Source organism: Roseiflexus sp. RS-1 (genome assembly GCF_000016665.1).
Lineage (GTDB): Bacteria > Chloroflexota > Chloroflexia > Chloroflexales > Roseiflexaceae > Roseiflexus.
Window position 1 is genome coordinate 3,199,179 of the sequence record NC_009523.1, and the last position, 25,026, is coordinate 3,224,204.

Annotated in this window: 16 protein-coding genes; 6 read left to right on the forward strand and 10 right to left on the reverse strand. The window is 60.6% G+C overall.

Translation table 11 applies throughout. From position 1 onward, the window contains the following. Positions 1–669 precede the first annotated feature (669 nt). From ROSERS_RS13320 to ROSERS_RS13335, 4 genes are all read left to right on the forward strand, one after another. Positions 670–1,713, forward strand: coding sequence for a hypothetical protein (locus ROSERS_RS13320; RefSeq protein ID WP_011957302.1), 1,044 nt, complete (start codon positions 670–672; stop codon positions 1,711–1,713). A gap of 570 nt (positions 1,714–2,283) precedes the next feature. After that, complete coding sequence (locus ROSERS_RS13325; protein ID WP_011957303.1) at positions 2,284–7,428, forward strand: tetratricopeptide repeat protein; 5,145 nt, start codon at positions 2,284–2,286, stop codon at positions 7,426–7,428. Continuing rightward, positions 7,421–7,618, forward strand: coding sequence for a hypothetical protein (locus ROSERS_RS13330; protein WP_041333670.1), 198 nt, complete (start codon positions 7,421–7,423; stop codon positions 7,616–7,618). The genes ROSERS_RS13325 and ROSERS_RS13330 overlap by 8 nt, the downstream gene beginning before the upstream one ends. A gap of 2 nt (positions 7,619–7,620) precedes the next feature. After that, positions 7,621–8,049 (forward strand): hypothetical protein, encoded by a 429-nt coding sequence (locus ROSERS_RS13335; RefSeq protein ID WP_011957304.1) that lies wholly within the window; start codon positions 7,621–7,623, stop codon positions 8,047–8,049. A 661-nt stretch (positions 8,050–8,710) separates the two neighbouring features. On the opposite strand, the gene ROSERS_RS13340 is transcribed toward ROSERS_RS13335, so the two are convergent. The 10 genes from ROSERS_RS13340 to cmr1 all read right to left on the reverse strand — a co-directional run bounded on the left by ROSERS_RS13340 (position 8,711) and on the right by cmr1 (position 22,250). Further along, positions 8,711–11,311, reverse strand: a complete 2,601-nt coding sequence (locus tag ROSERS_RS13340) for an FtsX-like permease family protein (RefSeq protein ID WP_011957305.1) — start codon at positions 11,309–11,311, stop codon at positions 8,711–8,713. 16 nt (positions 11,312–11,327) lie between these two features. Continuing rightward, the gene (locus ROSERS_RS13345; protein ID WP_011957306.1) at positions 11,328–12,941 is read right to left on the reverse strand and encodes an amidohydrolase; all 1,614 of its coding nucleotides are present in this window, start codon (positions 12,939–12,941) and stop codon (positions 11,328–11,330) included. Next, on the reverse strand, positions 12,938–13,771 hold the full coding sequence (locus tag ROSERS_RS13350) for a hypothetical protein (RefSeq protein WP_011957307.1): 834 nt from the start codon (positions 13,769–13,771) through the stop codon (positions 12,938–12,940). Before ROSERS_RS13350 ends, ROSERS_RS13345 begins: the two co-directional genes overlap by 4 nt. Then, the gene (locus tag ROSERS_RS13355) at positions 13,768–14,184 is read right to left on the reverse strand and encodes a hypothetical protein (protein WP_011957308.1); all 417 of its coding nucleotides are present in this window, start codon (positions 14,182–14,184) and stop codon (positions 13,768–13,770) included. The genes ROSERS_RS13350 and ROSERS_RS13355 overlap by 4 nt, the downstream gene beginning before the upstream one ends. Before the next feature lie 14 nt (positions 14,185–14,198). Beyond that, a complete protein-coding gene (cmr4, locus tag ROSERS_RS13360) occupies positions 14,199–15,191 on the reverse strand; it encodes a type III-B CRISPR module RAMP protein Cmr4 (RefSeq protein WP_011957309.1) in 993 nt (330 codons plus the stop codon). A gap of 6 nt (positions 15,192–15,197) precedes the next feature. Beyond that, positions 15,198–18,029, reverse strand: coding sequence for a CRISPR-associated protein Csx11 (locus tag ROSERS_RS13365; protein ID WP_011957310.1), 2,832 nt, complete (start codon positions 18,027–18,029; stop codon positions 15,198–15,200). Positions 18,030–18,213: 184 nt separating this feature from the next. Further along, on the reverse strand, positions 18,214–19,209 hold the full coding sequence (locus ROSERS_RS13370; protein WP_011957311.1) for an RAMP superfamily CRISPR-associated protein: 996 nt from the start codon (positions 19,207–19,209) through the stop codon (positions 18,214–18,216). Continuing rightward, the gene (locus ROSERS_RS13375) at positions 19,209–19,916 is read right to left on the reverse strand and encodes a hypothetical protein (protein WP_041333675.1); all 708 of its coding nucleotides are present in this window, start codon (positions 19,914–19,916) and stop codon (positions 19,209–19,211) included. The genes ROSERS_RS13370 and ROSERS_RS13375 overlap by 1 nt, the downstream gene beginning before the upstream one ends. Next, positions 19,894–21,183, reverse strand: coding sequence for an AAA family ATPase (locus ROSERS_RS13380; protein ID WP_011957312.1), 1,290 nt, complete (start codon positions 21,181–21,183; stop codon positions 19,894–19,896). Before ROSERS_RS13380 ends, ROSERS_RS13375 begins: the two co-directional genes overlap by 23 nt. Beyond that, positions 21,180–22,250, reverse strand: a complete 1,071-nt coding sequence (gene cmr1 / locus ROSERS_RS24225; RefSeq protein WP_011957313.1) for a type III-B CRISPR module RAMP protein Cmr1 — start codon at positions 22,248–22,250, stop codon at positions 21,180–21,182. Before cmr1 ends, ROSERS_RS13380 begins: the two co-directional genes overlap by 4 nt. A gap of 707 nt (positions 22,251–22,957) precedes the next feature. Between cmr1 and ROSERS_RS13390 the strand changes: the two genes are divergently transcribed. Together ROSERS_RS13390 and ROSERS_RS13395 are read left to right on the forward strand one after the other, a co-directional pair. Continuing rightward, on the forward strand, positions 22,958–24,394 hold the full coding sequence (locus ROSERS_RS13390; RefSeq protein ID WP_011957314.1) for a flavin monoamine oxidase family protein: 1,437 nt from the start codon (positions 22,958–22,960) through the stop codon (positions 24,392–24,394). An 11-nt stretch (positions 24,395–24,405) separates the two neighbouring features. Then, positions 24,406–25,023, forward strand: a complete 618-nt coding sequence (locus ROSERS_RS13395; protein ID WP_011957315.1) for a Uma2 family endonuclease — start codon at positions 24,406–24,408, stop codon at positions 25,021–25,023. Positions 25,024–25,026: the final 3 nt, after the last annotated feature.

Sequence of the window (25,026 nt, forward strand, 5' to 3'; positions counted from 1 at the left end):
GCTCGCCCGACGGTGATGGTCTTTGAATACATAATCCGGTATAGCCCGCGCAGGCGGGCTTCGCCTTGCATAGCCGAGGGCTTCAGCCCCACGGCTAGCGCGGGAGAGCGGAATAAATTCTCAATCTCCATCAGCCCCACGGCTAGCGCGGGAGAGCGGATTTATAGCAGTTCTCAGATACGTTGATCCCTGTCCGGGTCTGCCGTGTCGTGCGAGATGCCCGCGTCCAGCGGGGTGTAGACCGAAATTTATTTCGGTCACCGTGTCGGGAGCGCGATTCTGGGAGCGTTCAACCCTGTCCAATTGGTTCAACCTCTATGAGAACCGCTATAATTTTCAATCTCCATAACCGTCGGGCTGAGGTGATGAAGGGCGCGTCAGCGCCCTGCGCCACCCGGTGCGGAACCGGCGCTATGCACCCGCGTCTGCGCAAGCAGGCAGGGTTTGGGGGGATGAGGGGTAAAAGCCCACGGGAATCTGGTGAGGACGTTTTGAGGACGCTCGATTGCTATGATACAGATTGCCTGGATCTGATCGCAGACCAGATTAGCGCCTATCCGAATAACCCGGCGGCACGCACGGCAATCACGCCACAGGCGAAACGGTTACAGTTTTGCGGATAGGCTCTTATTACCGTTCGTGTCATTCAACCAGTTCAGAGGTGCTTTCATGCAACGAACCGCGCATCACTTGCTACTCCTGCTTGCCGTCCTGTTCATCCTATCCGCCTGTACGTCCGGCGGCGGCGCTGGCGCTCCCACGCAGCCGCCAGCAGGTAACGCTACCACGCCCACGCAGCCGCCAGCAGGTAACGCTACCACGCCCACGCAGCTGCCGTCCGCCGCCTCTCCCGCTCCAACCCAGGCGCCCGTCGCTGCCGGTCCGATCAATCCCCGGACAAGCGAACCGTGCGCCGTTTTGAATGCGGAGGCCATGGCAGGCATCGTCGGTTCATCGTTGATCACGACCGTTCCTCTCAAATCTGGATTTATCCTCACCTGTTCGTATGAATTTGGCGACCAGAAACGGATCGATTTCGAGATGGACCTGCTCAACCCCGGCAAAGAGGCCTACGACAGGGTAATCGCATCACAGGCGACATCAGGCGCTACGGTCGAGCCGGTCAATCTGGGCGACGTCGCTGCGGTGAAAGAACGCAGCGGCGACGTCTCGCTGTACATGGTGGTCAACGGCTGGTATGCCGTGTTGTACGGGTATGGCATCGAACGGCAAACCGTGATCGATATCGGCCGGCTGCTGACGGATCGAGTGATTGCGTTCACGCCGACATCCCTGGGTGACCTTGTGCCGACGCCTGTTCCCCAACCCGGTACACTGATCGGGATGGAGGTCGTGATCGAAACGCCCAAAGAGATGGCGGGAGTAACCACACTGGAGAGCCTGAAGATCGTCTCAATCGCAGGATTTGCCATGTGCTCATCCACACCATTAGCAGATCCCTTCATCGTCACGTTCATTGCACCGCCTGGTCAGGATCCGCCGACGCCGGTCGGCTCCTTTAGTCTCGTGGTCAACGGCGGAGTCACGGTGAACCAACCAACCCCGGCAAGAATCGATGTCGGTCTCGGCCGATCTGATGCTGCCGAAATGCGGGGCGGCGAGGGGACAGTCATTGTCGCGGCCGATGGAAAGTCAGGAACCTTCGAGGCTGGCCAAATCAAGGGACGGTGGACATGCACGGTCTCTGAGTAGCGGTCTGGTGAAGGGTGGAGCGCTGATCGTTCATCCAGCGGCTGCGTTAGCGTAGCGCCGATCTCCGGCAGAGCAATGCGGATCGGCGCTGTGCTGTCTCTGAAGACCGCCAGACGCCCATGCGTCGCATCGGCTCACGAACTATGCTCTTCTTGGCGACAGCGCGACGCTCAGGAACACCATCATCGCCGACAGTGGAAACGGCGGCGAATGTGTGGGCACGCTCAGCGGCACGAAAAATAATAATAGGGCGTCCGAACGCCCAAACGCCCCCTTCTCCCCTTGTGGGAGAAGGAGGTTGGGGGGATGAGGGGCGAAAGCGCGCGGGAATGTAGAAAATCGCAGTAGAGTTGCCTCCTGGGGCGGGGTGGCTTATACTTTCATCGATTGGGAGCGATTGCTTTGCATTCCATCATTGCAGGGCGCCGTCTGTTCGTCTCGACGGTACGTTTGCGCAGCAGGGTCGCATGCTATAATTGCGGTATTCAAGCGAATGGGCAGAGATGCACTCGTTGATTATTCTGAGTGTCCACGACTTCATTGCAATCTCGTCAGCCTGATGAGGACTGCATGCCGATCACGATCTCTTTCCAGCGGACCGCCATTGATCGCGTGGAAGCGCAGATTGATGCGCAGCTGGCGGCATCCTTCGAGCCGGCGGCCCTGATGGTTGATCAGCCCCTCTTTTCACAACGCCCGGCGCCCGCCGATCCACGGGCGTATGGGCAGCGCCTGTTCGCCGCATTGGGCGGTGATACGTTCCGCGCTGCGCTGGCGCGCCTGCCGCGCGCCCCGCATATGGATAGCCTGATCGCCATCCAGACCGCCGATGCGGAACTGGCGTCCATTCCCTGGGAGTACCTGCACGACGGCGCCGATTTCCTGATCCTCAACTATCTGCTGGTGCGCGAGGTGCCCGATGCGCCGCTTCCTGCGCCGCCTGCGCCTGACCTGCCCTGGCGGCTGGTGGTCATGGGCAGCGACCCGCTGGTACAGGAGGTGCGTGATCCGAAAACAGGGTTGTTCACCGGCTATGCGCCGATGCAGCGGCTCAAGGTTGTGCAGGAACTCGACCTGCTGCGCGATGACCTGCTGCGCCAGAACCCGCCCGCGCCGATCCGCTGGCAGCGCATCGCGCCGACCCGCCAGGCGCTGATTGACGATCTCGACCCGCGCGAACCGATCCTGTTCCACTATACCGGTCACGGCGACGTTGAGAACGGGGCGCCGGTGCTCTGCTTCGACGACGGTACCGGCTGTATGGACCCGCGTCCGGTGAACGACCTGGCCGCCGATCTGCGCGGATTGGTCTATCTTGCCTTCCTGAACGCCTGCCGCACCGCCGATAGCCGCGAGCCGGGGGCGAATCTGGCGCTGGCGCTGGTGCAACACGGCATTCCGGCGGTGCTGGGAACCCAGTACCAGGTGCTCGACGAAGCTGCTGCCCATGTTGCCCGTACCTTCTATCGCTTGCTCGCGTCAGGCCAGCATCCGGCGCAGGCCCTCTATCGGGCGCGTTTGCAGCTCAAGAACCAGTTTCGCAGCGAGCCGCGCGAGTGGGCGATTCCCGTGCTTTACCTTGCCCAGAACTATGCCTGGCAGGTGCAACGCCCGGTCCTGAATGAGCCGCTGCGCCCGCTGGAACCGCCTGTACCACACACCACACAACTGCGCGCCCCCGATCAATCAGCCGGGCGTTTCGTTGGCCGGAACAAGGAACTGCTGGATCTGGCGCGCCTCTTCATCAACGAGCAGCGAAGGATCGTCACGATTCGCGGCGCGGGCGGGATGGGTAAGACAGCCCTGGTCAACGCGCTTGCCGAACGGCTGCGCTTTCACTTCCGCGATGGAATCGTGGCGGTGAGCCTGTTCCTGCCCGGCGAAAACGCGCCGTTGCGCGCGGCTCAGGTGCGCCGCGACCTTGCGACGCTGCTGGGTCTCCAGCATCCGGCGTTCGATCTGCCTGACGCGGTGAAAGAGCAGGAACTCGCGCTGGTCGAGGCCGCGCGCGCCCGACCGCGCCTGCTGCTGATCTGGGACAACTACGAGACCGTGCTCTGGCGACTGGGGCGTGAAGCGAGCGACCCGAGCAGCGCCCCCTTCGATGAAGCGCAACGCACCGAAGCGGCGGCTGTGCAGCGCCTGGTGCGGTTGCTGGCCGACAAGGGCGTGCACCTGATCTTTACCTCGCGCCAGTCGCCGGTCGGGCTGGCAGGCGAAACCTTCTACCCGCCCGCCGAACGGGGCCACCAGCTCGGCGGGCTGGACCCGAACGATAGCGTGCGCCTGCTGCGCATGCGGGTCGGGCAGCGCCTCCCTTCAACGACATTTCTCGAACAGCTGGCAGCCGCCGTCGGCTACAACCCGCTGGCGATGAACCTGGCCGCCGCCCGCTGGGCGAACAGCCAGGACGATGAACCGACCTTCATTGCCAACCTGCGTGACGAACTGAGCAAAGCGCGCGACCCCGCCGCCCCGATGTACCAGCAGTCATCGGTCGAAATCAACGTGCGCCTCTCGCTCAATGCGCTGCCTGCCGACCTGCGCGCCGATCTGCTGGCGTTGACGATCATCGCCAACCCGGTCATCATCCCCCGGCACGGCGCGGTGATCTGGGGGCTGGAAGATGAAACCCAATGGTTTGACGACCAGGCCCACACCCGCCTGGAGCAGTTGCATCAGGCGTCGCTCCTGCAGGGCCAGGGCTATGACGAGCAGCGTAACCGCGCGCACGCCTACAGCCTGCACCCACTGATCGCCAGCGTGCTGAGCCGGCTGGCGCAGGAGCTCGACCTGAGCGACGCGCGCGCGCGCTATGCTGCCTGGAGCGATCACCTGGTGAGCCGGGCATACGATCCGGAACACGGCATCGACGCCGACCCTGCTGTGGCGGCGCAGACACAATTCTTGCTCGCCGACATCGCCGCCGCTGTTCCATACCTGCCCCCCGAACAGCGTGGCTGGGCAGCCTGGCGGGCAGCCTCGGTCTTCGAGCGCCTGGGCCAGCCTGAACAGGCGTACCAGAGCATTACACTGGCAGAGGCAACTGCAAGAGAAACTGAGAATCAGGAGCTGCTTAGCCGGGTCTACCACCAGCGGGCAACCTTGCTGGAGACGCGCGGCGACCTCGACGGGGCGATGCGCCTCTACGAGCAGTCCCTCGCCATCCAGGAAAGCCTGGGCGATGTGCGCGGCACGAGCGCCACGCTCCACGCGATGGCCGGCGTGCTGGTGACGCGCGGCGACCTCGACGGGGCGATGCGCCTCTACGAGCAGTCCCTCGCCATCAAGGAAAGCCTGGGCGATGTGCGCGGCAAGAGCGCCACGCTCCACCAAATGGCCGGCGTGCTGGTGACGCGCGGCGACCTCGACGGGGCGATGCGCCTCTACGAGCAGTCCCTCGCCATCCAGGAAAGCCTGGGCGATGTGCGCGGCAAGAGCGCCACGCTCCACCAAATGGCCGGCGTGCTGGTGACGCGCGGCGACCTCGACGGGGCGATGCGCCTCTACGAGCAGTCCCTCGCCATCAAGGAAAGCCTGGGCGATGTGCGCGGCAAGAGCGCCACGCTCCACGCGATGGCCGGCGTGCTGGTGACGCGCGGCGACCTCGACGGGGCGATGCGCCTCTACGAGCAGTCCCTCGCCATCCAGGAAAGCCTGGGCGATGTGCGCGGCAAGAGCGCCACGCTCCACGCGATGGCCGGCGTGCTGGTGACGCGCGGCGACCTCGACGGGGCGATGCGCCTCTACGAGCAGTCCCTCGCCTCTGATGAAAGCCTGGGCGATGTGCGCGGCACGAGCGCCACGCTCCATAATATGGCACACGTGCTGGAGACGCGCGGCGACCTCGACGGGGCGATGCGCCTCTACGAGCAGTCCCTCGCCATCCAGGAAAGCCTGGGCGATGTGCGCGGCAAGAGCGCCACGCTCCACGCGATGGCCGGCGTGCTGGAGACGCGCGGCGACCTCGACGGGGCGATGCGCCTCTACGAGCAGTCCCTCGCCATCAAGGAAAGCCTGGGCGATGTGCGCGGCACGAGCGCCACGCTCCACCAAATGGCCGGCGTGCTGGTGACGCGCGGCGACCTCGACGGGGCGATGCGCCTCTACGAGCAGTCCCTCGCCATCCAGGAAAGCCTGGGCGATGTGCGCGGCAAGAGCGCCACGCTCCACCAAATGGCCGGCGTGCTGGTGACGCGCGGCGACCTCGACGGGGCGATGCGCCTCTACGAGCAGTCCCTCGCCATCCAGGAAAGCCTGGGCGATGTGCGCGGCAAGAGCGCCACGCTGGTGATGATGGCACAGATACAGTTTGCACGGGGTGATCACGAAACGGCGCTGCGCAATGCGCGCGAGAGCCTGCGCCTGCTTCAGGCGATGGGCGCGGCGCCTGATGCGGCAAAGGTGGCTGAGATTGTTCAGCAAATGGAAGCGGCGCTGGCCGGTGGCGCGTCGCCCCAACCTGCGGCGTTCACCCCTGCCCGGCTGGTCGGTGCGCTCATCGGGGCAGTGGTGCGTGTTCAGCGTGGCCAGATGCCGGCTGCGGATCTGCGGGCCGATCTTGAGCGGCTGTCAGCTGAAGCAACGTTGACGCCAATCACCACCGCGCTGCTGGCGGCGCTTGATGGCGCTGCCGATGCCGCGGCGACGCTGCTGGTCGCTGCTGAGCCGCTGCTGGCTCAGGGCGCCGCCGCTGAACGCGCCGATGCGCTGGCGGGCATCGGCAACCTGGCGGCGCTGCTCGATGACCACGCAACGGAATTGCGCGCGCGTGAAGCGGCCGTGGCGGCCTTCCGCGCGGCGGGTGACGACCGGCAATCCCTGGTGAACCTGAGCATTGCGCTGTACAATCTGGCGATGCTGTATGCCCGTCAGGGCAACCATGCCGCAGCCGTGCCCTTGCTCGAAGAGGTCGTTGCCCTTGACGAGCGCACCGGTCACCCTGATCTGGCGAGCGACCGGGCGAAACTGGAAGAGATGCGCCGGCACGCTGCCGGTCTGCCGGAGGTATCGCTGGTTGATGTTATCGCCGAATGGCGCGATGGGGACCGCGATCACGAGCAATTTGTGAACCTGCTCAACCTGGTCTGCAACCTGTATGTCCAGACGATGAGCGATGGCAGCAGCGATCAGCGTGAGCGGCTGGCGGAGGATCTGGCGCACCTGCGGGCGATCCGTCCCCTGCCCGTCGCCGGGGCGAACGACTTCCTGGCGGTGCTTCAGCTCCGTCTGCGCGATGAACCGGGGATGACAGAACGGGCGGCGCGGATCGCGGCGACACTCCCGGCGCAACTGGCGCAGGCGCTGGCTATGATGGATCAGGCGATCAGCGGTGAACCTGTCGCGCCGCCAGCGGATAGCGATGAGCAGGAGGCTGCGGCAGCGATGGCGGCGATGTTGAGCGGCCTGCCGCCGGAGCAGCGCGCCGAACTCCAGATACTGGCACAGGTGGTGCCGCTGGTGCTGCATGGCATCGGTCTGCTCCGGCAACCTGATCTCACCGCCGCCGAACGCGGGCGGTTCGCGGAGGTTCTTGAACAGGCGGCGAGCCAGGCTGAAACCGGCGAAACGGCCGGTTCACCCTGGCTGGCGGCGGCGGGTGTCCTGCGCCAGGTCGCGGGCTGGTTGAAGGGCGCCCCTGCCGCGCCTGATACCCTGCCTGAGCCGTACCGGAGCCTGGTGATGCGGATGCTGGAGGGCGCTGGCGATGAGTAACGACGAAACTGAGCGATACACCTGTCCGAAATGCGGCTATCTCAACGTCTGGACGCGGAACGAAATCCTCCAGCGCGGGCAGGAGGTGATCTACCGTGGTGATGACGAAGTCGTGTACAGCCTGCGCTGCAAGAACCCGGCTGGCTGTAACGAGCGTATGCGCATCGCGGTGAAACGCCGGGAGAAGTAGCCATGCGCATCCTTGGACCCGAAACCGCCGATGAACGGGAGCTGCGCGAGTGGTTCGAGAGCCAGGAGCGCGGCAATATTGAGCGCCTGGAGGCAGGCGCGCAGACGATTATTCAGCTGGTGACCGGGCTGTATGGCGTGCTCTTTGCGGTGCTGGCGCTGAGTGACCAGCCGGCGTATCTGCAAAACCCGATTGTGCAATGGGCGGGTACGGTCGGCGTGTGCGCATTTTTTGGCTCGCTCCTGGCAGCCATGCTGGTGGCGATACCCCGTCGTGTTGTCTATCAGAAGGACAATCTGACCGAGATGCAGCGGATGTATGGTCGTCTTCAGCGGCGAAAGGCGACCCTGCTGCGAACTGCACAGATTGTGTTTCTGATCGGAACGGCGTGTCTGGTCACTGTGATCCTGGCTATCCTCTGGAAGGTCTGACTCAAATAGGCGATAGGTGATAGCCAATAGGCGATAGGTGATAGCCGATAGGCGATAACTGATAGCCGATAGGCGATAACTGATAGCCGATAGGCGATAGGTGATAGCCGATAGGTGATAGCCGATAGGCGATAGCTGATAGCCGATAGGTGATAGCCGATAGGCGATAGCTGATAGCCGATAGGAGCGCTGGACGTCGGCCAGGCAAGGCGAAGCCCGCCTGCGCGGGCGCGACGTTGCACGTGCGGGCTGAAGCCCTCCCTGAGCGCGTGGAAGCCCCTGCGGGGCTCTGGCGTTCTCACCGCTGAGAGCGATGGGCGGCATAATCAACCACGTGCGTCCTGGGTGCGCGGGCGTCCCCGCCCGCATGCAGAGACTGCGGGCTGATGGAGAGTGAGCAATAAATCCGCTATCCCGCGCCAGCCGTGGGGCCCAAGCCCTCGGCTATGCAAGGCGAAGCCCGCCTGCGCGGGCTATGCCAGACATAATTTCAAACTCAAACATCCGCGCCCATCCGTTGCATCCGTGCCGATCCGTGTTCTATTCCGCCATCCACACTCCCTTGCGGCGCACAATCGGACCGGCTACGACAATACAGCGGTTGCAGCGTAACCCACAGCGATACACAACGCGCAGGTTCTCACTCCTCACTCCTCACCTCTCACTCCTCCCGCAGCGCCAGCGCCGGCGACGTTCGCCCCATGCGCCATGCCGGGTACAGCCCCGCCAGCAGCGCAGCAACGACGGCCACTGCCACCGCCTGCACAAACAGCGCGCCGTTCAACTCGAAGAGCAGCGTCCATCCGAATGAGCGGCGGTTGATGACGTACACCAGTACAGCCGCCATCATTACCCCCACCGGAATCGCCAGCACCCCCGCGAACAACCCCATAAGCTCGGTTTGCCCGATGACCAGCCCCCACAACTGGCGCGGCGTCAGCCCGTTGGCACGCAGCACGCCCATGTCGCGCGCCCGTTCGAGTTGCAGCGCCATGAGCGCCGCAAGAATGCCGATGAAGGCTACAATCGTCGCCAGCAGTTGCAGCACCGTTGTAATCGCAAATGTGCGATCAAAAATCGCCATCGATGTCTCGCGCAGCCCACGGTTCGAGACGATATTGACCGCAAGACCGGGCGGCATCCGCGCGCGCAGATCGCGCACCAGTTCATCGACATCCACTCCTGGCGCAACATACAGTCCGAGCGATGAGAGTCGCTGGTCGTCCCACAGTTCGCGGTACACCGCAAGGTCGATCATCGCCACACCCTGATCGCTGCCGTAATCGTAGAAGACGCCGGCAATCGGAAATTGCCGTTCACCGCGGTCGGTCAGCAGCGTGAGCGTATCACCGGGGCACAGGTTGTGGCGGTACGCCAGCGGCTCCGAGATCAGCGCCGCGCCCCCGGCGAACGCCTGCCAGACAGCAGACTCATCGACAGCGCCGACCCACTGGAACACCCGATGATCCGCTGGCGCCACATCCAGCGCAATCGTCAACAGCGGTCCAACGCTGCTCTCGATGGTGGCGCTGCGGTAGCGCCGGTACCGCTCGATGCCCGGCGCTTCGAGAATGCGCTGGATCGCTTCTTCCGGCAATGGCGAGTCGAGGCGGTTACCGCGCGCACTCGGCGCAGACACGAATATATCCGCGCGAATGGTATTCTCCAGCCAGCGTTCAACCGTCGTGCGGAAACTGCTCACCATCAGACCGACGCCAATCGTTACGGAGACAGCAATCATGAGCGCGGCGACAGCGACCGAGGTACGACTGAGGGATGCCACGATGTCACGCGCTGCCATGCGCCCCAGCAAGCCGAAGATGCGTCCGGCGACCGGTCGTGTCACAGTGGCAAGTCCCTGCATCACCAGCGGCGTCAACGCTGCTGCGCCGACGGTCAACGCCAGCAATCCGCCAAAACTCAGCGTCAGACTGCGCCCCGGCACGGTGAGCAGACCCAACCCGATCAGCATGAGCGCCACACCTGCCAGCGCCGCCAGTTGCACCGCGCGACGCGCCCGATCCTCATACGATGAGCGGCGCAGCACGGTGCGCGGCGGCGTCAGCGTCGCTTCGGCAGCAGGAACCGCCGCAGCCGCCAGCGTCGCCGCAACGCCGAGCGCGAACCCTTTGAGAAGCACGCCGGGCGCGACATCAACCGAACGCACCGTGACGGCAAAATAGAGGTCGTTGATCGTCTGCGTCACCAACCCGACCAGACCGCGCCCCAGCGCCACCCCCAGCGCCAGACCCGCCAGCGCGCCGATCAACCCGATCAGCAGCGCTTCTCCCAGCGTCAGCGCCAGTATCTGCCGCTGCGATACGCCGATGCAGCGCAGCGTTCCGATCATGCCGCGCCGCTGCACCACCGAGAAGGTCATGGTGTTGTAGATCAGAAACGTGCCAACGACCAGCGCCAGCAGACTGAGCGCCGAAAGGTTGAGTTCGAATGCTGCTGTCATCTGTTGCACGGCGTTGCTGCGCTCTTCGGGGCGCTCGATGCGCACACCCGGCGGCAACACGGCGGTCATGCGCTGCACCAGCGCCTCCCCTTCAGCGCCATCGGGAATGATCAGGTCGATGGTGCTCAATCTGCCGACGCTTCCCATCCACTCCTGCGCCGTGGCAATATCAACGATCAGCAAGCCGTCAAGCGCGCGCCGGCTGGCATCGTCGGCTGGCTCCAGCAACCCCACAATTTCCGCCTCGACCGTCGTTGCGCCGATCATGAGCGGCAGGCGCGCACCGCTGACAATGCCGGCTTCACGCGCAGTTTCCGCCGAAATGAGCGCTGCGTTGGGGCGCGTCATCAGTATGCTGTAGCACCCAAAACCCTGGCACCCCTCCTGCGCCGACGGCGTGCGGTCGAGTCCGGCGTTATCACCGGATGCGCCGGTGATCCAGGGGCGGAATGGCGCCTCCACCACCGGGTCGATCCCCAGAATGCGCAGCGTCAGTCCGCTACGATCCCGCGCAACCGCTTCACCTTCAACCAGCGGCGCCGCCAGACGCACCCCCAATTCAAGCCGCAACCGGCGGTACACCTCCTCCGGCACACCTGATGGACCACCGGTGATGCGGTGGGTTGTGCGACCGGTGAGCGTCTCGGTTGAGAGCAGAAATGCCCGGCGCGCGCTATCGTTCGCCAGGTCGATCGAGACGACAACCGCGACCCCGAGCGCAACTCCCAGGATCGCCAGACCAAACTGCCACGGATGGCGCACAATGTAGCGGATCGACGTTTTCAGAAGTGTCAACGGCATCGTTCACCCACACACACTATTGTTCATACACAACCGTCCCGCCAGCGACGGTCATCACAACCGGAACACGAGCACTACGCTCCGGTTCGACATCCAGCAGGCTCTCGCTGAGAACGGCAATATCGGCGTACCTGCCGGGCGCCAGCGCCCCCTGATCGCGTTCGGCGAACGCGGCATAGGCGCTGCCCCACGTATAACTACGGATCGCATCCATCAAACCGATTGCCTGATGTGGGGCAATACGGCGACCATTGTGCGCCATGCGCGTCACCGCCGCCGCGATTCCCTGCAACGGCGCAAAATCCGGCAACACCGGGTTATCCGAACCGTTCGCCAGCACAACGCCAGCGCGCTGCAATGCGCCCCAGGCGTGTCCCCAGGGCGCCAGTTCCGGTCCCAACCGGGTCACGTCCCCCTCTTCCCAAAAGGTAAAACAGGACTGTATAGCAGCGACGACTCGCAGACGCGCGAAACGTTCCGGCAGACCGGGATGGATGACCTCGACATGTTCGATGCGGTGGCGATGATCGGAACGAGGAAGCACGGTCAGTGCGCGCTCATATGCGTCGAGCGCCATGGTCACGGCTGCGTCGCCAATGGCGTGGATCGCCACCTGAAACCCGGCGCGGTGCGCGCGGAGCACTCGCGCATCGAGTTCCTCCGCCGCCAGCAGCGGAAAACCGCGATTGCCCGGCTCATCGCCATACTCTTCGGTCAGCCACGCCGTGCCGCCGCCAAGCGTTCCGTCTGCAAAATACTTGATCGCGCCAAAGCGCAACCACCCGTCGTCACGCCACACCTCGCGCCATGCGCCTGCTTCGGCAGCCTCCAGCATCTGCGCTGCGACATCGCCATACGCCATTACATACATCCGCAGACCGATCCCGCCGCCACGGATCGCATCAGCGACGATCTCCAGATCGCGCACCCCGTTGACATGCCCCAACGCCGCCTCGCCGACAGCGACGATACCGCGCCGGTGATACTCGCGCGCTGCATCGCGCAACCCGCTCTGCCAGTCGATAGCGGGCGCTTCGACTGCACCGGCTACCAGCGACATCGCCGCTTCGAGCAGAACGCCGGTCAGGTTGCCATGGTCATCGCGCTCGATGCGCCCTCCCGGCGGATCGGGAGTCGCTGGCGTCACCCCGGCGCGCGCCAGCGCCATCGAATTCGCCAGCGCCATGTGGTTGCAGGCGCGATAGACCAGCAACGGATGCGCGGGAACGGCAGCATCGAGTTCCGCCAGCGTCGGATGGCGACGTTCCGCCAGCCGCCCCTGGTCGTGCCCGACGGCGACAATCCACGATCCGGCGGGGCGACGTTCCGCAGCCGCGCGCAGGCGCTCCAGCAGCGCCGGAATGCTGGTCGTATCCCACAGCGGCACGCGAGTGCGGCTGCGCACATAACTCAGCAAATGCTGGTGCGAATCGTGGAACGCCGGGAGGACGGCATACTCCGGCGGAAGACGAACCACCCGCGTGGAGGCTCCCGCCAGCGCCTCGACAGCCTCAGATCGCCCGACTGCAAGAATACGGTCGTCGCCAATCGCAACCGCGCCGTCACGGATCGGCTCAGCGATGATCGGATAGACCGTCGCACCGGTAAGGATGAGACGGGGTGTCTTCATGGTTGCTTCTGCCACAGACCAAACGATTCGACCGCGAAACAATGTTCATTCGTTGCTATGCCGCCCGGCGCATAGACGACCCCAAAATGGGTTATGGAGGCGCCTGCGCCGCTGTTGGTATGCCACTCGCGCCCTACCAGCGGCTCGACCTCGCCTGCGATCATTATCTGATCCGGCTTCGTGTGGGCGAGCAGGCGTTTGTCTTGCGGAACGGTTATAACAGGGCGACGACCGCTACAATCAACGGTGCAACTGAAGGCATCGTCTGTCTTCTCAAGACTCACCAATTCTGTCTTACCCCAGCCGTAGCCGCGTTCGCCGCCGAATTGCAGACGTGTCAGTGCGTCGTGCCAGGGAAGCGAACAATCTTTGTGCGCAAACACATACCCGATCAGGTAAACTGGATCGGCGGTATCGAGCGTGTGGGGCGAGAGAAACTCTATCTCGTGCAGTGACCCTTCGGCGGCTGAATGCTCCGGATAAACCAGCGCAGTAGATTGATAACTGCTCAGGAAACGTCGGCGAAAGGTGCGTTCATCATCCCACGGCCAGACCACCTGATAGTCATTGCCCGATTGTAGCGCCGGGTAAAAGTAGGTGAACGCCAGGTATTCGTTCACTTGATGACCGCTCTCGTGATAATCGTTCGAGGTGGTTGCCTTCTGTCCCTTTTGCGCCGCTGTATCACGCGCCAGGCGTTCGGTCAGCGCCCCCCAGAAGGAGCGACCGGTGAGGTAGGGGCGAGTGACCTGCACATTGCCAACCTTGCGCCAGCCGATGTGCAACGGTGAGTGCAAACGAAAAACAACGCGATACCCGATCCAGTTCATGATGATTCTCCTGGCGCCTCGCTTCCCCCCTTGTCACGCGCTTTTGCACCATAGCGTGCATAGATCAGCATCTGTTCCAGCACCTCACGCGCCAGCAACAGGCGATCCAGGTCTTTCGTCACCTGTTCACTGATGAAGGGTAGTATCTCGCTATTATTCGTTGGCTTCTGCCAACCGAACGGTAGACTACTTAACAGATTGAGCATTTCATCAACGACAACAGCACCGTTCTCCTTCTCTCTGGCGAGCAAGTAGAGAAAGCAGGCATAGACCCCGTCTTCCTGAAGCACACCTAGCGCTTTAGTGATCGTGTTTTCGATGTCAGAAGCCTTCTTGTCCTTCGTCTTCTGGATGATGGTCTGTGCATATTTTGCAGCCAGGTAGTCAAGATTGATCGAAGTCGTGTTGGTCATGGTTGCTCCTCGCTTTACGGCGTTGTCGCTCCTTCACCGGATGGTGACTGCGCAGCATTGGACTGCTGACCATAATCCTCTTCCTGAGGCTGACCGACAATGGCGATCCGTCCGAAGCCGCGTGTGCCCATACCGCCAACGCCCAGCCACTCGATCAGACGCAGACCGGCATCGAGCACATCGAGCGGCGATTGCCAGACGGCATTGCTGGGTAGAGAGTTTTTATTTTGCGAAACTGATTCGAATTTCGCTCGATAGTCATCCAGCACCACTTCAGCGGTTAGAAACGTGGCGCGGGGGATGGCTTCATAAGTGAAGAGCGCCTTATCCTCGGCAGCGCCGGTTTCGGGGTTGATACTCACCGAGGTGCGCACTTCGAGGTTGCTGTTGACGATGTGGCTGAAGATGGACTCATGTACCAATGCGATCTTGTTCTCAATCGCGTTCCAGCGATCGGTCTGCCAGTTAGTCGGCGCATTCACGGTGACCTGCCCGCCCCTGTTGAGCATCAACCATCCCAGGTTGAGCGGATCTCGGCGCGCAAATGTTAACAGTGCCACCTCCTTTGCCCACCCATCGGGCACGTTGCTCATTTCAAAACCTGCCTCACGCAACCGCTCGACCGTGCCGACCCACACCGGTCCAACCAGCGAATGCACCGGGAAGAGCACGATGTGCGCGTCGAAGACGTTGACCACGCCAGAGTAGGCTTTGACGTCTTGTCCGTTATTGCTTTTCTTGATGTAGCCAAAGGTATAACACACTGGATTCTGCTCAGGATTGGTCACCGTGTCGTGCGTTTGACCAGCAGCTTCGGGCGTTTCATACAGTTGGGCAGCGTAAGAGCGAGCCGCGCCGTGGAGACTGGTACCGGGGATTTTCGGCACCCGTGTGCCCGGCTCGCGCACGATGCTGTTGTCCACACGCCCCAGGCGGTAGCTGCCAGCGCCAATGTGCACCGGATCAAGGGTCATTAAGAGATAACGTCGTCGCTTGTAGATCGCCATAACCGTTCATTCCTCCTTCAGAATCTCCATCCGCAGTTCGAGCAGATCGGCCAGCTCCCCTTTTGTTCCAGCAGCGACAAGCTGGGCACGGATGTTCTGCGACAGCGCCTTCCAATCCCATTCAGCGCCAGCCAGCGTGTCATGCACAAATTGCCTGAACACCTGATCGGTGACCGACGTGCCACCATGATCCTGCCCAAACCATTCCTCACGAGTCGCCTCGATCATGCGCACCACCTGATGGCGCTGAGTGGTGCTCAGGCGTAGGAACACCTCCCAGAGCCTATCGAACCGCTCCAGGTCGTCGAGGTAAAACGGTCGGGTGTGTCGGTTTGCTCGTCGTCCATTAGTGTCGTAGTGAATCTCGAAGCGGCGAGTGGTTGTATCAAGGAACTCAAAATCGAACGTTGCTGGCGCGAACCATACCTGATCGCCGACCTGCAACTCAGCGGCGTGAACCAGCCAGCCATCGCAACCCTTCCACGGATTGCGACTCTTGAAATACCGTTTGCGCGTCGTCGGTTCTACCTGATCGTCCAGAAAGACGTAAGGGTACCAGAGGTCTTCGGTCTGACTGTCACCCATTAAAGCCGGAATATGCCAGGTCAGGCGCTGGTCGTCCTTCTGCAGGGTTACTTCGTACCACTCAGCGAATTGACCCGCCTGATCAGGCTGGAAGCGCGCGGGCAGCGAGTCGCCTTTGCTTACCATTTTCTGTGCACAGCACAATACCTCCCACACGCTGGCCACTGTCTGGCGCTCCAGCATCGCCCGCCCGGCGTCAAGCACAGCGCGCAGTGGGGTGGGGCGTGGCGCAAACACCACGCCCAGGTGCAGCGGCAGGCGATTACGCACCTTGCCCATCTCGCGTTCGTACTTTGTTTTGATCTGTCTGATCACCTCCAACGCCCTATCCGCCGGTACAAGCGCCATGAAGACCCGTGGTTCGGCGAGGAGGGGCAGGGCAGGAACAAAGGAGCCGTTGGCAATCGGCACTGCATCCTGGCTGAGCGTGATGTTTCCCAATTGACGACGCTTGCCGGTATCATCAGATGCTTCGATCAGAAAGGTCTTACCTTGTTTCAGGATATCCTGAATCTTTCCCGATCGCATAAGACCGTTCAGGTATGTCAGATTGTCGCAGGTGACAAAACCGTTCCCATCCCACAACACGCTGAGCCTGATACCTTCAGGTAGCACCAGTTCATACGTATGATAGGGCACCAATGTCTGAACGTTCAGGCTACACTTAATCTCCAACCGTGGTTCGGCGCGCCCCACCACGCGACCAATCACCGCGTCTGACAACATGCCCGGCTCTGTCGATCCGACCTGTTGCCAGAATGCGTACGTCGTTTCCCAGATTCGGCGCAGACGGGCGAAGGAGGGATTTTTGGAAACCTTGTCAGTGGTACGATTCTTGTTATCTGGTTGACGAACAACCAGGGTGCGCACCAGATCACCCGCGAGCCAGCCGCTTAGATCGAACGCACCGACGATGAGCGCATAGCGACCATGGATATCAGTCAGGTCATCAATCCAGATAGTCGGATGATCACCACAACGCAGCGTGCCTACCCACTGCTGCGCTCGATCAGTACGTCGCTGTTCGCATGTATCACAGACCTTGCGCTCCTGCGCTTTGGGATCGGGTCCTTGCGGACGCAGACCGCAGACAGTGCATACTTCGGCATTCTGACCACGCCAGAGTGTTTCGAGCCATTGAGGGTCAGTAGTTTCGCGTATGTCCCGTTTGAGATGGTTCACAATCGGTGGCAACTCCTGTGGAGCCGGCTGACCCTTCCACGGCTTGTCATCCAGATAGAGTTCAGGCACACGTTCGTGCCGTATGGCGAGAGATGAATCATTCTTTACTGTTCCGGCAGCAAATGCATCTCGAATAAGATCTCTCAGGGTCTTTCTCTCTCCACCATCTTGAGCAACTTGGGATTCATCCAGCAGGTTCTCAATGTCTGGCACGACGAAGACCGGTCCATTCTCGTCGCGATACACCTCCAACCCTAGCGGGTAGGTTTCTTCAATCAGCGTTTGCACTCGGTTCCACGCATCGCTTAGCAACTCGCGACGCGCCAGCAAGTCGGGAATACGTGAGACTGAAAGTAGGTATTGCAGTCCGTCAACACGAATACTCAGTAAACGCCAGGCAACATCTGAAGGACTGCGTTGTTGGGTGGTAAGCACACATCGAGCCAGTTCAGCCTTGTAGAGCGCAGCAACAATCGAAGACCAGTCCCACAGTGTGACTTCATTGATCGGGCGGCGAGTGTCGCCCCATGCCTCTGCGAAGACACTTTGGAGTGAGACGAGAATTTTTTTCCGTGCGATGGCACTGAAGTTTTTCAAAAGCGTTTTTGGCTCTCCTAGAAGCCGCTTCAGTAAGTTGTCAGGCTGGATAGGTTCCCACCCAAACGGGGAAGCAATCCAATCTGTAGCTTGATCTTTTGACTCATGATCACCAAGTTCTTTCTCAACATGACTAACATCATGTGATTGTCCCAAGACTCGGATGAGATGGTTTGACGAGCTTCTCGCCTGGGATGGTTGTCGTCCTAGCTCGGCGATTTCTTTGATATTATTCCCCGAAACACAGAGATTCGGAACGAGTTTTTCCAGAACATCCGCAAAATCCCCTGGCTTTAGTGTTGTACCTCTTTGCTGCCAATTGCGAATTTTTACTTTGTTTACATTTGGATTGTTGTTCCAATCGGAGGCGACCTTCATATCGATACATTTCTGCCAGTCATGCACCCATGCTGCTACCTCTGCCAGTAGCAGATTATCCTGTGCTGTAACCAATTTGTTCAAATCGTAGCTCATGGGCCTGTTCCTCTGAATACCTGTCACAATTGCCGATAGGTATCGAACGTACCCATTCTGTAGGCGCAGCAGCGCTGCGCCCCTACCGTGATGTATTGTTGTACCCTGTGCGCAGCACCTCCGTGCAACGCGCCAGTTCGGCTTCGAGCCTGGCGTGCTGCAATCGGATCGGATAGCGGTGGCATTAGGGCGTGGTCTTCAGCCAATGTTCTACCTCTACTGCCAGATCACTCAGCCGTTTTCCCTTCAGGGAAAGTGTCTTTGTCATGATACGTATCTCGCCATCCACCAGGTCATCTGCGGCTATGCCGAAGCCGCTGCTGGTCTTCGCCCCAAAGCCATAGGTGCTCAGCATCGCCTGAATGCCCTGCGCAACGACCACGAGGTCGTCGGCGCTCTGCTGCGCATCGACCGCCGTGCCGGTTGGCACATAGAGCAGCATCAACGCACCCTGTGCGCCAGCGGGTACGCATTCCAGCAAAATCGGACCACGTGCGCCAACCCCCTTTTCCCGGTCGTGCGGGTTGATCACCTCCAGACCGAGGCGGTCGAAGAAGGTGGGGAAGAACTGCACAAACCCGGCGCAAAATGCCTCTTCGTCACCCCTGATATTGCCGAACAGCCGCACCATCTGCGAGTCGTTCGCTTCCTGTTCCGGGGTGGTATACCCGCGCATCTGGCGCAGCGCGGCACGCAGGGCGCCTTTCCATCCCGACGGCGCAACGTAGGGAACATCAAAGACCCACTCCTTCTTCACCGGATTTTCCAGCAGGTGAAAGAGACGGTCGTCTCTGCTCAGATACGGCTTGCTCAGGGTGAAGGTGAGACGCAATGCCCATGCGCCAGACGGGAGGGTTGCCAGGTCGGGCAGCGTCGGTTCCAGACCGAGTTGCTGCATCGTAGCGCGTTGGCGGGCAAGGAATGCTGCCGCGTCCTGCTCAACCCACAGGCGGTAACCGCCAGCTTGCGTGCGAGTGCCACTGCGCGCGCGTTCGAGTTGAGGTGTGATCATTGCCTGCGCCAGCACTGCCAGCCGTGCGGTCGGGTCACGCAGCAAGCGCAGATCACCCCAACGTTTCGGCAGTTCCGGTGTCTCGCCAGCAAGCCATTGCAGGGCAAATGCCTGCACGGTGCCATCTTGAAGAGCATAAGGAAAGTAAGCATGGAATTCGTAACTCATTAAAGCGCCCTGATTGCTGCAATAATCGACGCAAAGTTCTGTTGCACAAGATTATTATTCGCGCTTGCCAGCACATTTGCAGCGAACACTGGCGGTGAGGTATGCATCCGAAGCACGGCTGCGTACAGGCGCACATAATCTTTGGCTTCTGACAGAGGTGGAAAGCCGTTCCGTTGCAGCAGTGCCGGTATTTCTTGCGTCACTTTTTGAATAATAACCTGTCCTCTTACATTCAAACTCTGCCTTTGCGCAAGATTAGCGGCTACATTTTGATTAAGTGCCAATCGCAACACCAGATCGTCGATAGTACATTTCGTAAGCCCGGAAAGCGAGCGGCGAGATGCAATGTGAATGACTAAACGGAAGTCTATACTCGGCGCATCCCAGACAAAGGCATTCCAAACACCGGTAACACGCTGGAATTGTAACGATGTGTTAATACCACGTTGCTTCAGGATTCCTTTCAATCCATTGTCGACACTCTGAATAATTCGCGCAATGGTCTCTCCTGAATCCTTATCGCGCAGAATGAGCGCCCGAACCGGCTGTTGTCCTACAAGTGGGCCGAGTTTAGTGACGATTTCACTGTTAATTTTGTCCTTTCCCTTGCAATCGAAGGTCTGAAAGGCAAAACCAGGAAAAAATTGCTTTAACCTTTCAATCACCTTCTCTTCAGTTTTACCTTCAGCAAAGACTAGGATCTTCATGAACTTCCTCTCGCAGTTGAAACTGAAGCGGCGCATCAATGTCTTCAAGAACACGCGGATCGAGGCCCGATTCAAGCCAGGAAGCCAGATTTTCGCGATTGAACCACGATGATCTGAGCACCCCATCACGCAGGTTCAGGCGAAACGCCAGCGTCTGTTCGGGCGATAAGACGTTGTGCTGGAGCATACGGGTAACATGGGCGATGACTTCCAGGCTTTGGGTAGACATGAAAACCTGCACCGGCTTCCCTGCCACCAGCCGGGCAACTTCATCGAGCAATCGGCCCAGGGTGGCGGGGTGCATAAATAACTCCGGGTCTTCCCACAAGAACAATCCCGGCTCTTGCTGTTCGGCACGATCAACCAGTGCAATCAGGGCAGCCAGCACCTTGAACGCATGACGGGCGCCATCGCCGAACTGATCGATCTCAAGCGGCAGGGTGCGGTCAGGAAGTTCCAGGTAACCGCCCCAGGTCGTGCCGGTCGGGGTTGGTTTCACATTCACCCGCATCCCCGCCATATCCGGGAATACTCGCGCCATGCTCTGCGCAATGCGCTCTTCCCACTTGCTCACCGTGCGATAGCAGCGTTGCGCAAAGGCGCCTTCAAAGTGGGCATGAGCAGTGTGAAAATCAAAGAAGAGCACATGCTCCGCCCTCCCATCGCCAGCCTCCGCCCATATCGCCAGTCGATCCAGGGGATGGGTATCGTTCCAGCGGTACACCCAGCGTTGATCCCAGACATAGTGCCAGCGCTGATAGGGAAGATCTGGGCGATGGGTGGCGAGGAGCGGCGGGATAAACTCTGGCGGTGCATGATCTGGTTGCACGAGCGAAAACAGAATGGTGCGTTGTACGTCAGTCTTGCGCAACCAGTCCGGCGCTTCGGCAGCCAGACGAAATCGATGCAACGGGTATGTTGCCGGAAGATCGGGCAGCTCCAGGATGAGATTCTGTTCTTTGTCCAGATCGATCAAGAAGGAATCCGTCTCACGCAATGCATATCCATGGCGCCAACGGAGCCGTTCGGTTGGCGCATACGATAGAAAATCTCGTGTGACAAGCATTGTCGCCGCATGAACGGGAGGATCAATGGTTTTGGTGATGAGCTGGCAGGTTCGTCTGCTCAGGCTGCCCAGGTAGAGCAATTCCAGCAGCGCAGACTTGCCGCTATTGTTCGGACCGATCAAGACGTTGAATACCCGTAAGTTTTTGATTACGCCCTCGCGAATACCACGAAAGCGATGGATGGTCAGAGATCGAATCATTGCAGTGCTCCCTGTAGCAGTTGCTGCACATCCTGAATTGTTTGCGGTGTTTGTTGGATCAGTGTGCCCTGGACACTCAACGTCTGATTCCAGGTTGTTGCATTACCTAACGTCTGAGTCAGCGTACTTGCTGTTTGCAATTGTGCAGGCAACCATGCCCACCCACGAACACACCACTGTTTGCTATCGATACGATATGCCCACGTTGCTGCGATCCGTCCCCGGCGGCGGTCGGGATGGCTGGCGCCAAAAATAATCCGCTCATCATTGAGCTTCCATTGCCGACCAGAGCGCCATGCGTTTTTCAATGCCGGTGTTACTGGTACGACGCTGTAGCGCTGTACCAATGGTTGCACCTGAATGCTGACGCGACTTATCCCTGGAATGTCTGTCCACCAGCCTGGCTGGACAGGCGTGAAATCGAACTGGAAGAACAGAAATCGCCGTAAATCAGGATAATCAGGGTGAGGACGAAGACGTTGTGGCGCTCGAGTCGTATTCCAATTCACCTTCCTCGCCTCTACAAGCACATCGATGAGATTGGCTACGCGAAATGCGCCATACCCCAATTGTGCTCTGGCACCCAGGTTGCCCCAGCGTTCCAGAAACAGGAGCAGTGCCGCGATACGTTGCACTGCCTCAGGGTCGCCGGTCAGTCGCAAGGTGAAGGCGCCCATTCGACTCTGCGGTAAAAACCACCCCCGTGTGCGACCCGGTGAACGAGCACTCAACCGATCACCCGCCGAGATCGGTCGAGTCTGATCATCAACCACCGTCAAACGAAACCGTCGCCGCCAGCCGGTCGCGCCAAAGACCTGGCACGCATCGCACAGTCCAGCATCGCGCAGGCGTTGCGAAGGAGTGCTGGCTAAGGATTGCTTATACTTCTCAGCGTCGAAGGTGCACTTGCTCTGACTCGGATCGCATGCCTCACCGCCCAACCCACGCACAATCGCTTCATACCACCAGCGCAGGCTGCCGAGCAGACCGCTTTCGTGCAGCCGGTCGGTCGTCCCATCCACGCCACCGGTCCAGAGAGGGGTCAGGGTTGTGATCTGCACATCCATAGCGCTCTCCAACGCTGCTGCAGAATGCCAGGCGCCAGCTGTGGTCGCCGTGATGAGGTGGTAAGACTCGAATCTGATCTGCCGTACCCAGAGACCATTGCCCGCCCATCGAGTTTACCGGACGAAACATCCCGCTGTGAACGCGAAGGGCTTCCATACCGATTTGATAAGAAGGCGCTAAAGCCAGATTATAGCAAATATCCGCCTGGGGCGCGGGCACCCTTGCAGGGGTAGGCTTTTGGGGAAGCCCCTGCGTGCCATCTTCCGTTTCAGGCATCAGGACGCCCAACCTCCCCCTTCTCCCCGTGTGGGAGAAGGGGGCAGGGGTATCTCACAGGGGTAGGTTTTTGGGGAAGCCCCTGCGTGCCATCTTCCGTTTCAGGCATCAGGACGCCCAACCTCCCCCTTCTCCCCGTGTGGGAGAAGGGGGCAGGGGGGATGAGGGGCAAAAGGCGCGGGAATGCAGCAAACCGCGCATTGCTCCTCAGAACTCTGCCCTTGAGCGGCGCAGGCGTCTCGCCCGCATCCAGCCGGGTGCACAGACGCCGACGAGAGCGGGACGCTCTCGCTCCGTGGCAAACAGCGTAGGTGGCGCTGCGCCTCTCTCGCCACCCATCCATCTTCCACGATAATGCCCTCATTGATCTCCTGTGCTACACTGACATCATCAGCGATCATTGTGCTTTGACCAGACAGGGAGGACGCCTGTGCCAGCAGAGTATTCGACGCCAGAGTACGTGGATGTGATTCGTCGTGGGATCGTACCAGCGTTTGGTCCACCATCGCGCCCAAAGCGGGTGATTATCGTCGGTGCCGGGGTTGCCGGGCTGGTTGCTGGCTACGAACTGCTGCGCGCCGGGCATGATCCCCTGATCCTGGAGGCGCGCAACCGCGTCGGCGGGCGGATCTGCACCCTCCGCGAACCTTTCTCCAACGGATTGTACGGCGAAGCCGGGGCAATGCGCATTCCGCGTGCGCATACCCTGACGATGATGTATATCGACCGATTTGGCTTGCCGACCACCGATTTCATGATGGAAAGCGATCAGACCTGGGTGCATATCGGCGGGGTCAAACGTCGTCTGGCGGAGGTGCGGTCCAACCCCGATGCGCTCGGGTTCGAAACGGCGCCAGCGGAGAAAGGCAGACTCGCTGGCGACATCTGGGCGGAAACTATTCGTCCGCTGGTAGCGCAGATCGAGCGGGATGGGCAGGCGGGCTGGGATGCGATCTATGCAGAGTACGACGCATACTCGGTGCGCGAGTTCCTCGAACTCAAGGGGTGGTCGGAAGGACTGATCGAGATGTTCGGTCTGCTGAACAACCAGGAAGCGCTGATGAATTCCTCCTTCCTGGAACTCTTCCGCGAAGAAGCCGGCAACTACTACACCAATATGTGCCAGATCGTCGGTGGGATGGACCGCTTCGTCCATGCGTTCCTGCCGGAACTCGAAGGGCGCATTCGCTATGGCGCGCGTATGGTTGCGCTCGACCAGACGCCCGATCAGGCGATTGTCCATTACCAGACGATGGCAGGGCGCTTTCAGGCAGTGGGCGATGATGCCGTCATCACCGCGCCGTTCCCGGTGCTGCGGCACATCGAGGTGATCAAACCCTTCTCGCGCGCAAAACAGCGCGCTATCCGCCAGTTGCACTACGATGCCGCCGCCAAGATTTTCTTCCAGTGCCGTCGCCGCTTCTGGGAAACTGACGACGGAATCTATGGCGGCGGAACGGTGACGGATATGCCCATCCGCAATCTGTACTACACCGATTGGGGCAAAGAGACTGGACGCGGCGTGCTGCTCGCCAGTTATACCTGGTCGGAGGACGCGCAACGCTGGGGGTCGCTCACACCGCGCGACCGTATTGAGCAGGCGTTGGAGAATGTCGCCGTCATTCATCCGCAGATCACCACAGAGTTCGAGGTCGGCGCTTCGTATATGTGGCACGATGATGAGTTTGCCGGTGGCGCGTTCGCGCTCTTTGAACCAGGACAGCAGACATTGCTTCACGATGCGATTATCGAACCGGAGGGGCGCTTCCATTTTGCCGGTGAACATGCATCGCTGTACCATGCCTGGATCCAGGGGGCGATTGAGTCCGGCTTGCGCGCGGCGATTGCAGTGCACCGGGCGCCATAGGGAGATTCGTTATGACAACGGTCACACGCAACTCACCCTTGCTGCTGGTGCGTGAAACGGATGGCGTCACCATCGATCTTGCACCGTTGCAGGGTCTCTGGACAGTCGATCAGTATCTGAAACTGACCGATTATACGCGCTGTCTGGTGGAGTTTTCTCATGGCAACCTGGAGGTGCTGCCGATGCCTACACAACGCCACCAGATGATTCTGGCGTTTTTGTACCGCGTGTTCTTCGCGTTCCTGCAACCACGCGGCGGGTTGGTCCTCTTCGCGCCGCTCCGATTGCGAGTCAGTCCGGCAGCGTTCCGTGAGCCGGACCTGTTGCTCCTGTTGCACGCCGACGATCCGCGAGCACAAAACCGCTACTGGTCCGGCGCCGATCTGGTGCTGGACGTGGTGAGTGAGGACGATCCGGAATGTGATACGGTCGATAAGGTGCACGACTACGCTGGCGCAGGAATACCCGAATACTGGATTGTCAATCCACTGGACGAGACGATCACCGTTCTGTCGCTTGCTGGCGACGGCTACGAACCTCACGGCATCTTCCGGCGCGGCGATCAGGCGGATTCGGCGCTGCTCGAGGGCTTCAGTGTGAGTGTCGATGCAGTTTTTGATGCATCATAAATG

Excerpts from the sequence above, each read along its gene's own strand:
- ROSERS_RS13370 (WP_011957311.1), bottom strand. The coding sequence starts at position 19,209 with ATGAGTTACGAATTCCATGCTTACTTTCCTTATGCTCTTCAAGATGGC.
- ROSERS_RS13325 (WP_011957303.1), top strand. The coding sequence starts at position 2,284 with ATGCCGATCACGATCTCTTTCCAGCGGACCGCCATTGATCGCGTGGAA.
- ROSERS_RS13350 (WP_011957307.1), bottom strand. The coding sequence starts at position 13,771 with ATGAACTGGATCGGGTATCGCGTTGTTTTTCGTTTGCACTCACCGTTG.
- ROSERS_RS13330 (WP_041333670.1), top strand. The coding sequence starts at position 7,421 with ATGAGTAACGACGAAACTGAGCGATACACCTGTCCGAAATGCGGCTAT.
- ROSERS_RS13395 (WP_011957315.1), top strand. The coding sequence starts at position 24,406 with ATGACAACGGTCACACGCAACTCACCCTTGCTGCTGGTGCGTGAAACG.
- ROSERS_RS13335 (WP_011957304.1), top strand. The coding sequence starts at position 7,621 with ATGCGCATCCTTGGACCCGAAACCGCCGATGAACGGGAGCTGCGCGAG.
- ROSERS_RS13345 (WP_011957306.1), bottom strand. The coding sequence starts at position 12,941 with ATGAAGACACCCCGTCTCATCCTTACCGGTGCGACGGTCTATCCGATC.
- ROSERS_RS13375 (WP_041333675.1), bottom strand. The coding sequence starts at position 19,916 with ATGAAGATCCTAGTCTTTGCTGAAGGTAAAACTGAAGAGAAGGTGATT.
- ROSERS_RS13380 (WP_011957312.1), bottom strand. The coding sequence starts at position 21,183 with ATGATTCGATCTCTGACCATCCATCGCTTTCGTGGTATTCGCGAGGGC.
- ROSERS_RS13340 (WP_011957305.1), bottom strand. The coding sequence starts at position 11,311 with ATGCCGTTGACACTTCTGAAAACGTCGATCCGCTACATTGTGCGCCAT.
- cmr4 (WP_011957309.1), bottom strand. The coding sequence starts at position 15,191 with ATGGCGATCTACAAGCGACGACGTTATCTCTTAATGACCCTTGATCCG.
- ROSERS_RS13365 (WP_011957310.1), bottom strand. The coding sequence starts at position 18,029 with ATGAGCTACGATTTGAACAAATTGGTTACAGCACAGGATAATCTGCTA.
- cmr1 (WP_011957313.1), bottom strand. The coding sequence starts at position 22,250 with ATGGATGTGCAGATCACAACCCTGACCCCTCTCTGGACCGGTGGCGTG.
- ROSERS_RS13355 (WP_011957308.1), bottom strand. The coding sequence starts at position 14,184 with ATGACCAACACGACTTCGATCAATCTTGACTACCTGGCTGCAAAATAT.
- ROSERS_RS13320 (WP_011957302.1), top strand. The coding sequence starts at position 670 with ATGCAACGAACCGCGCATCACTTGCTACTCCTGCTTGCCGTCCTGTTC.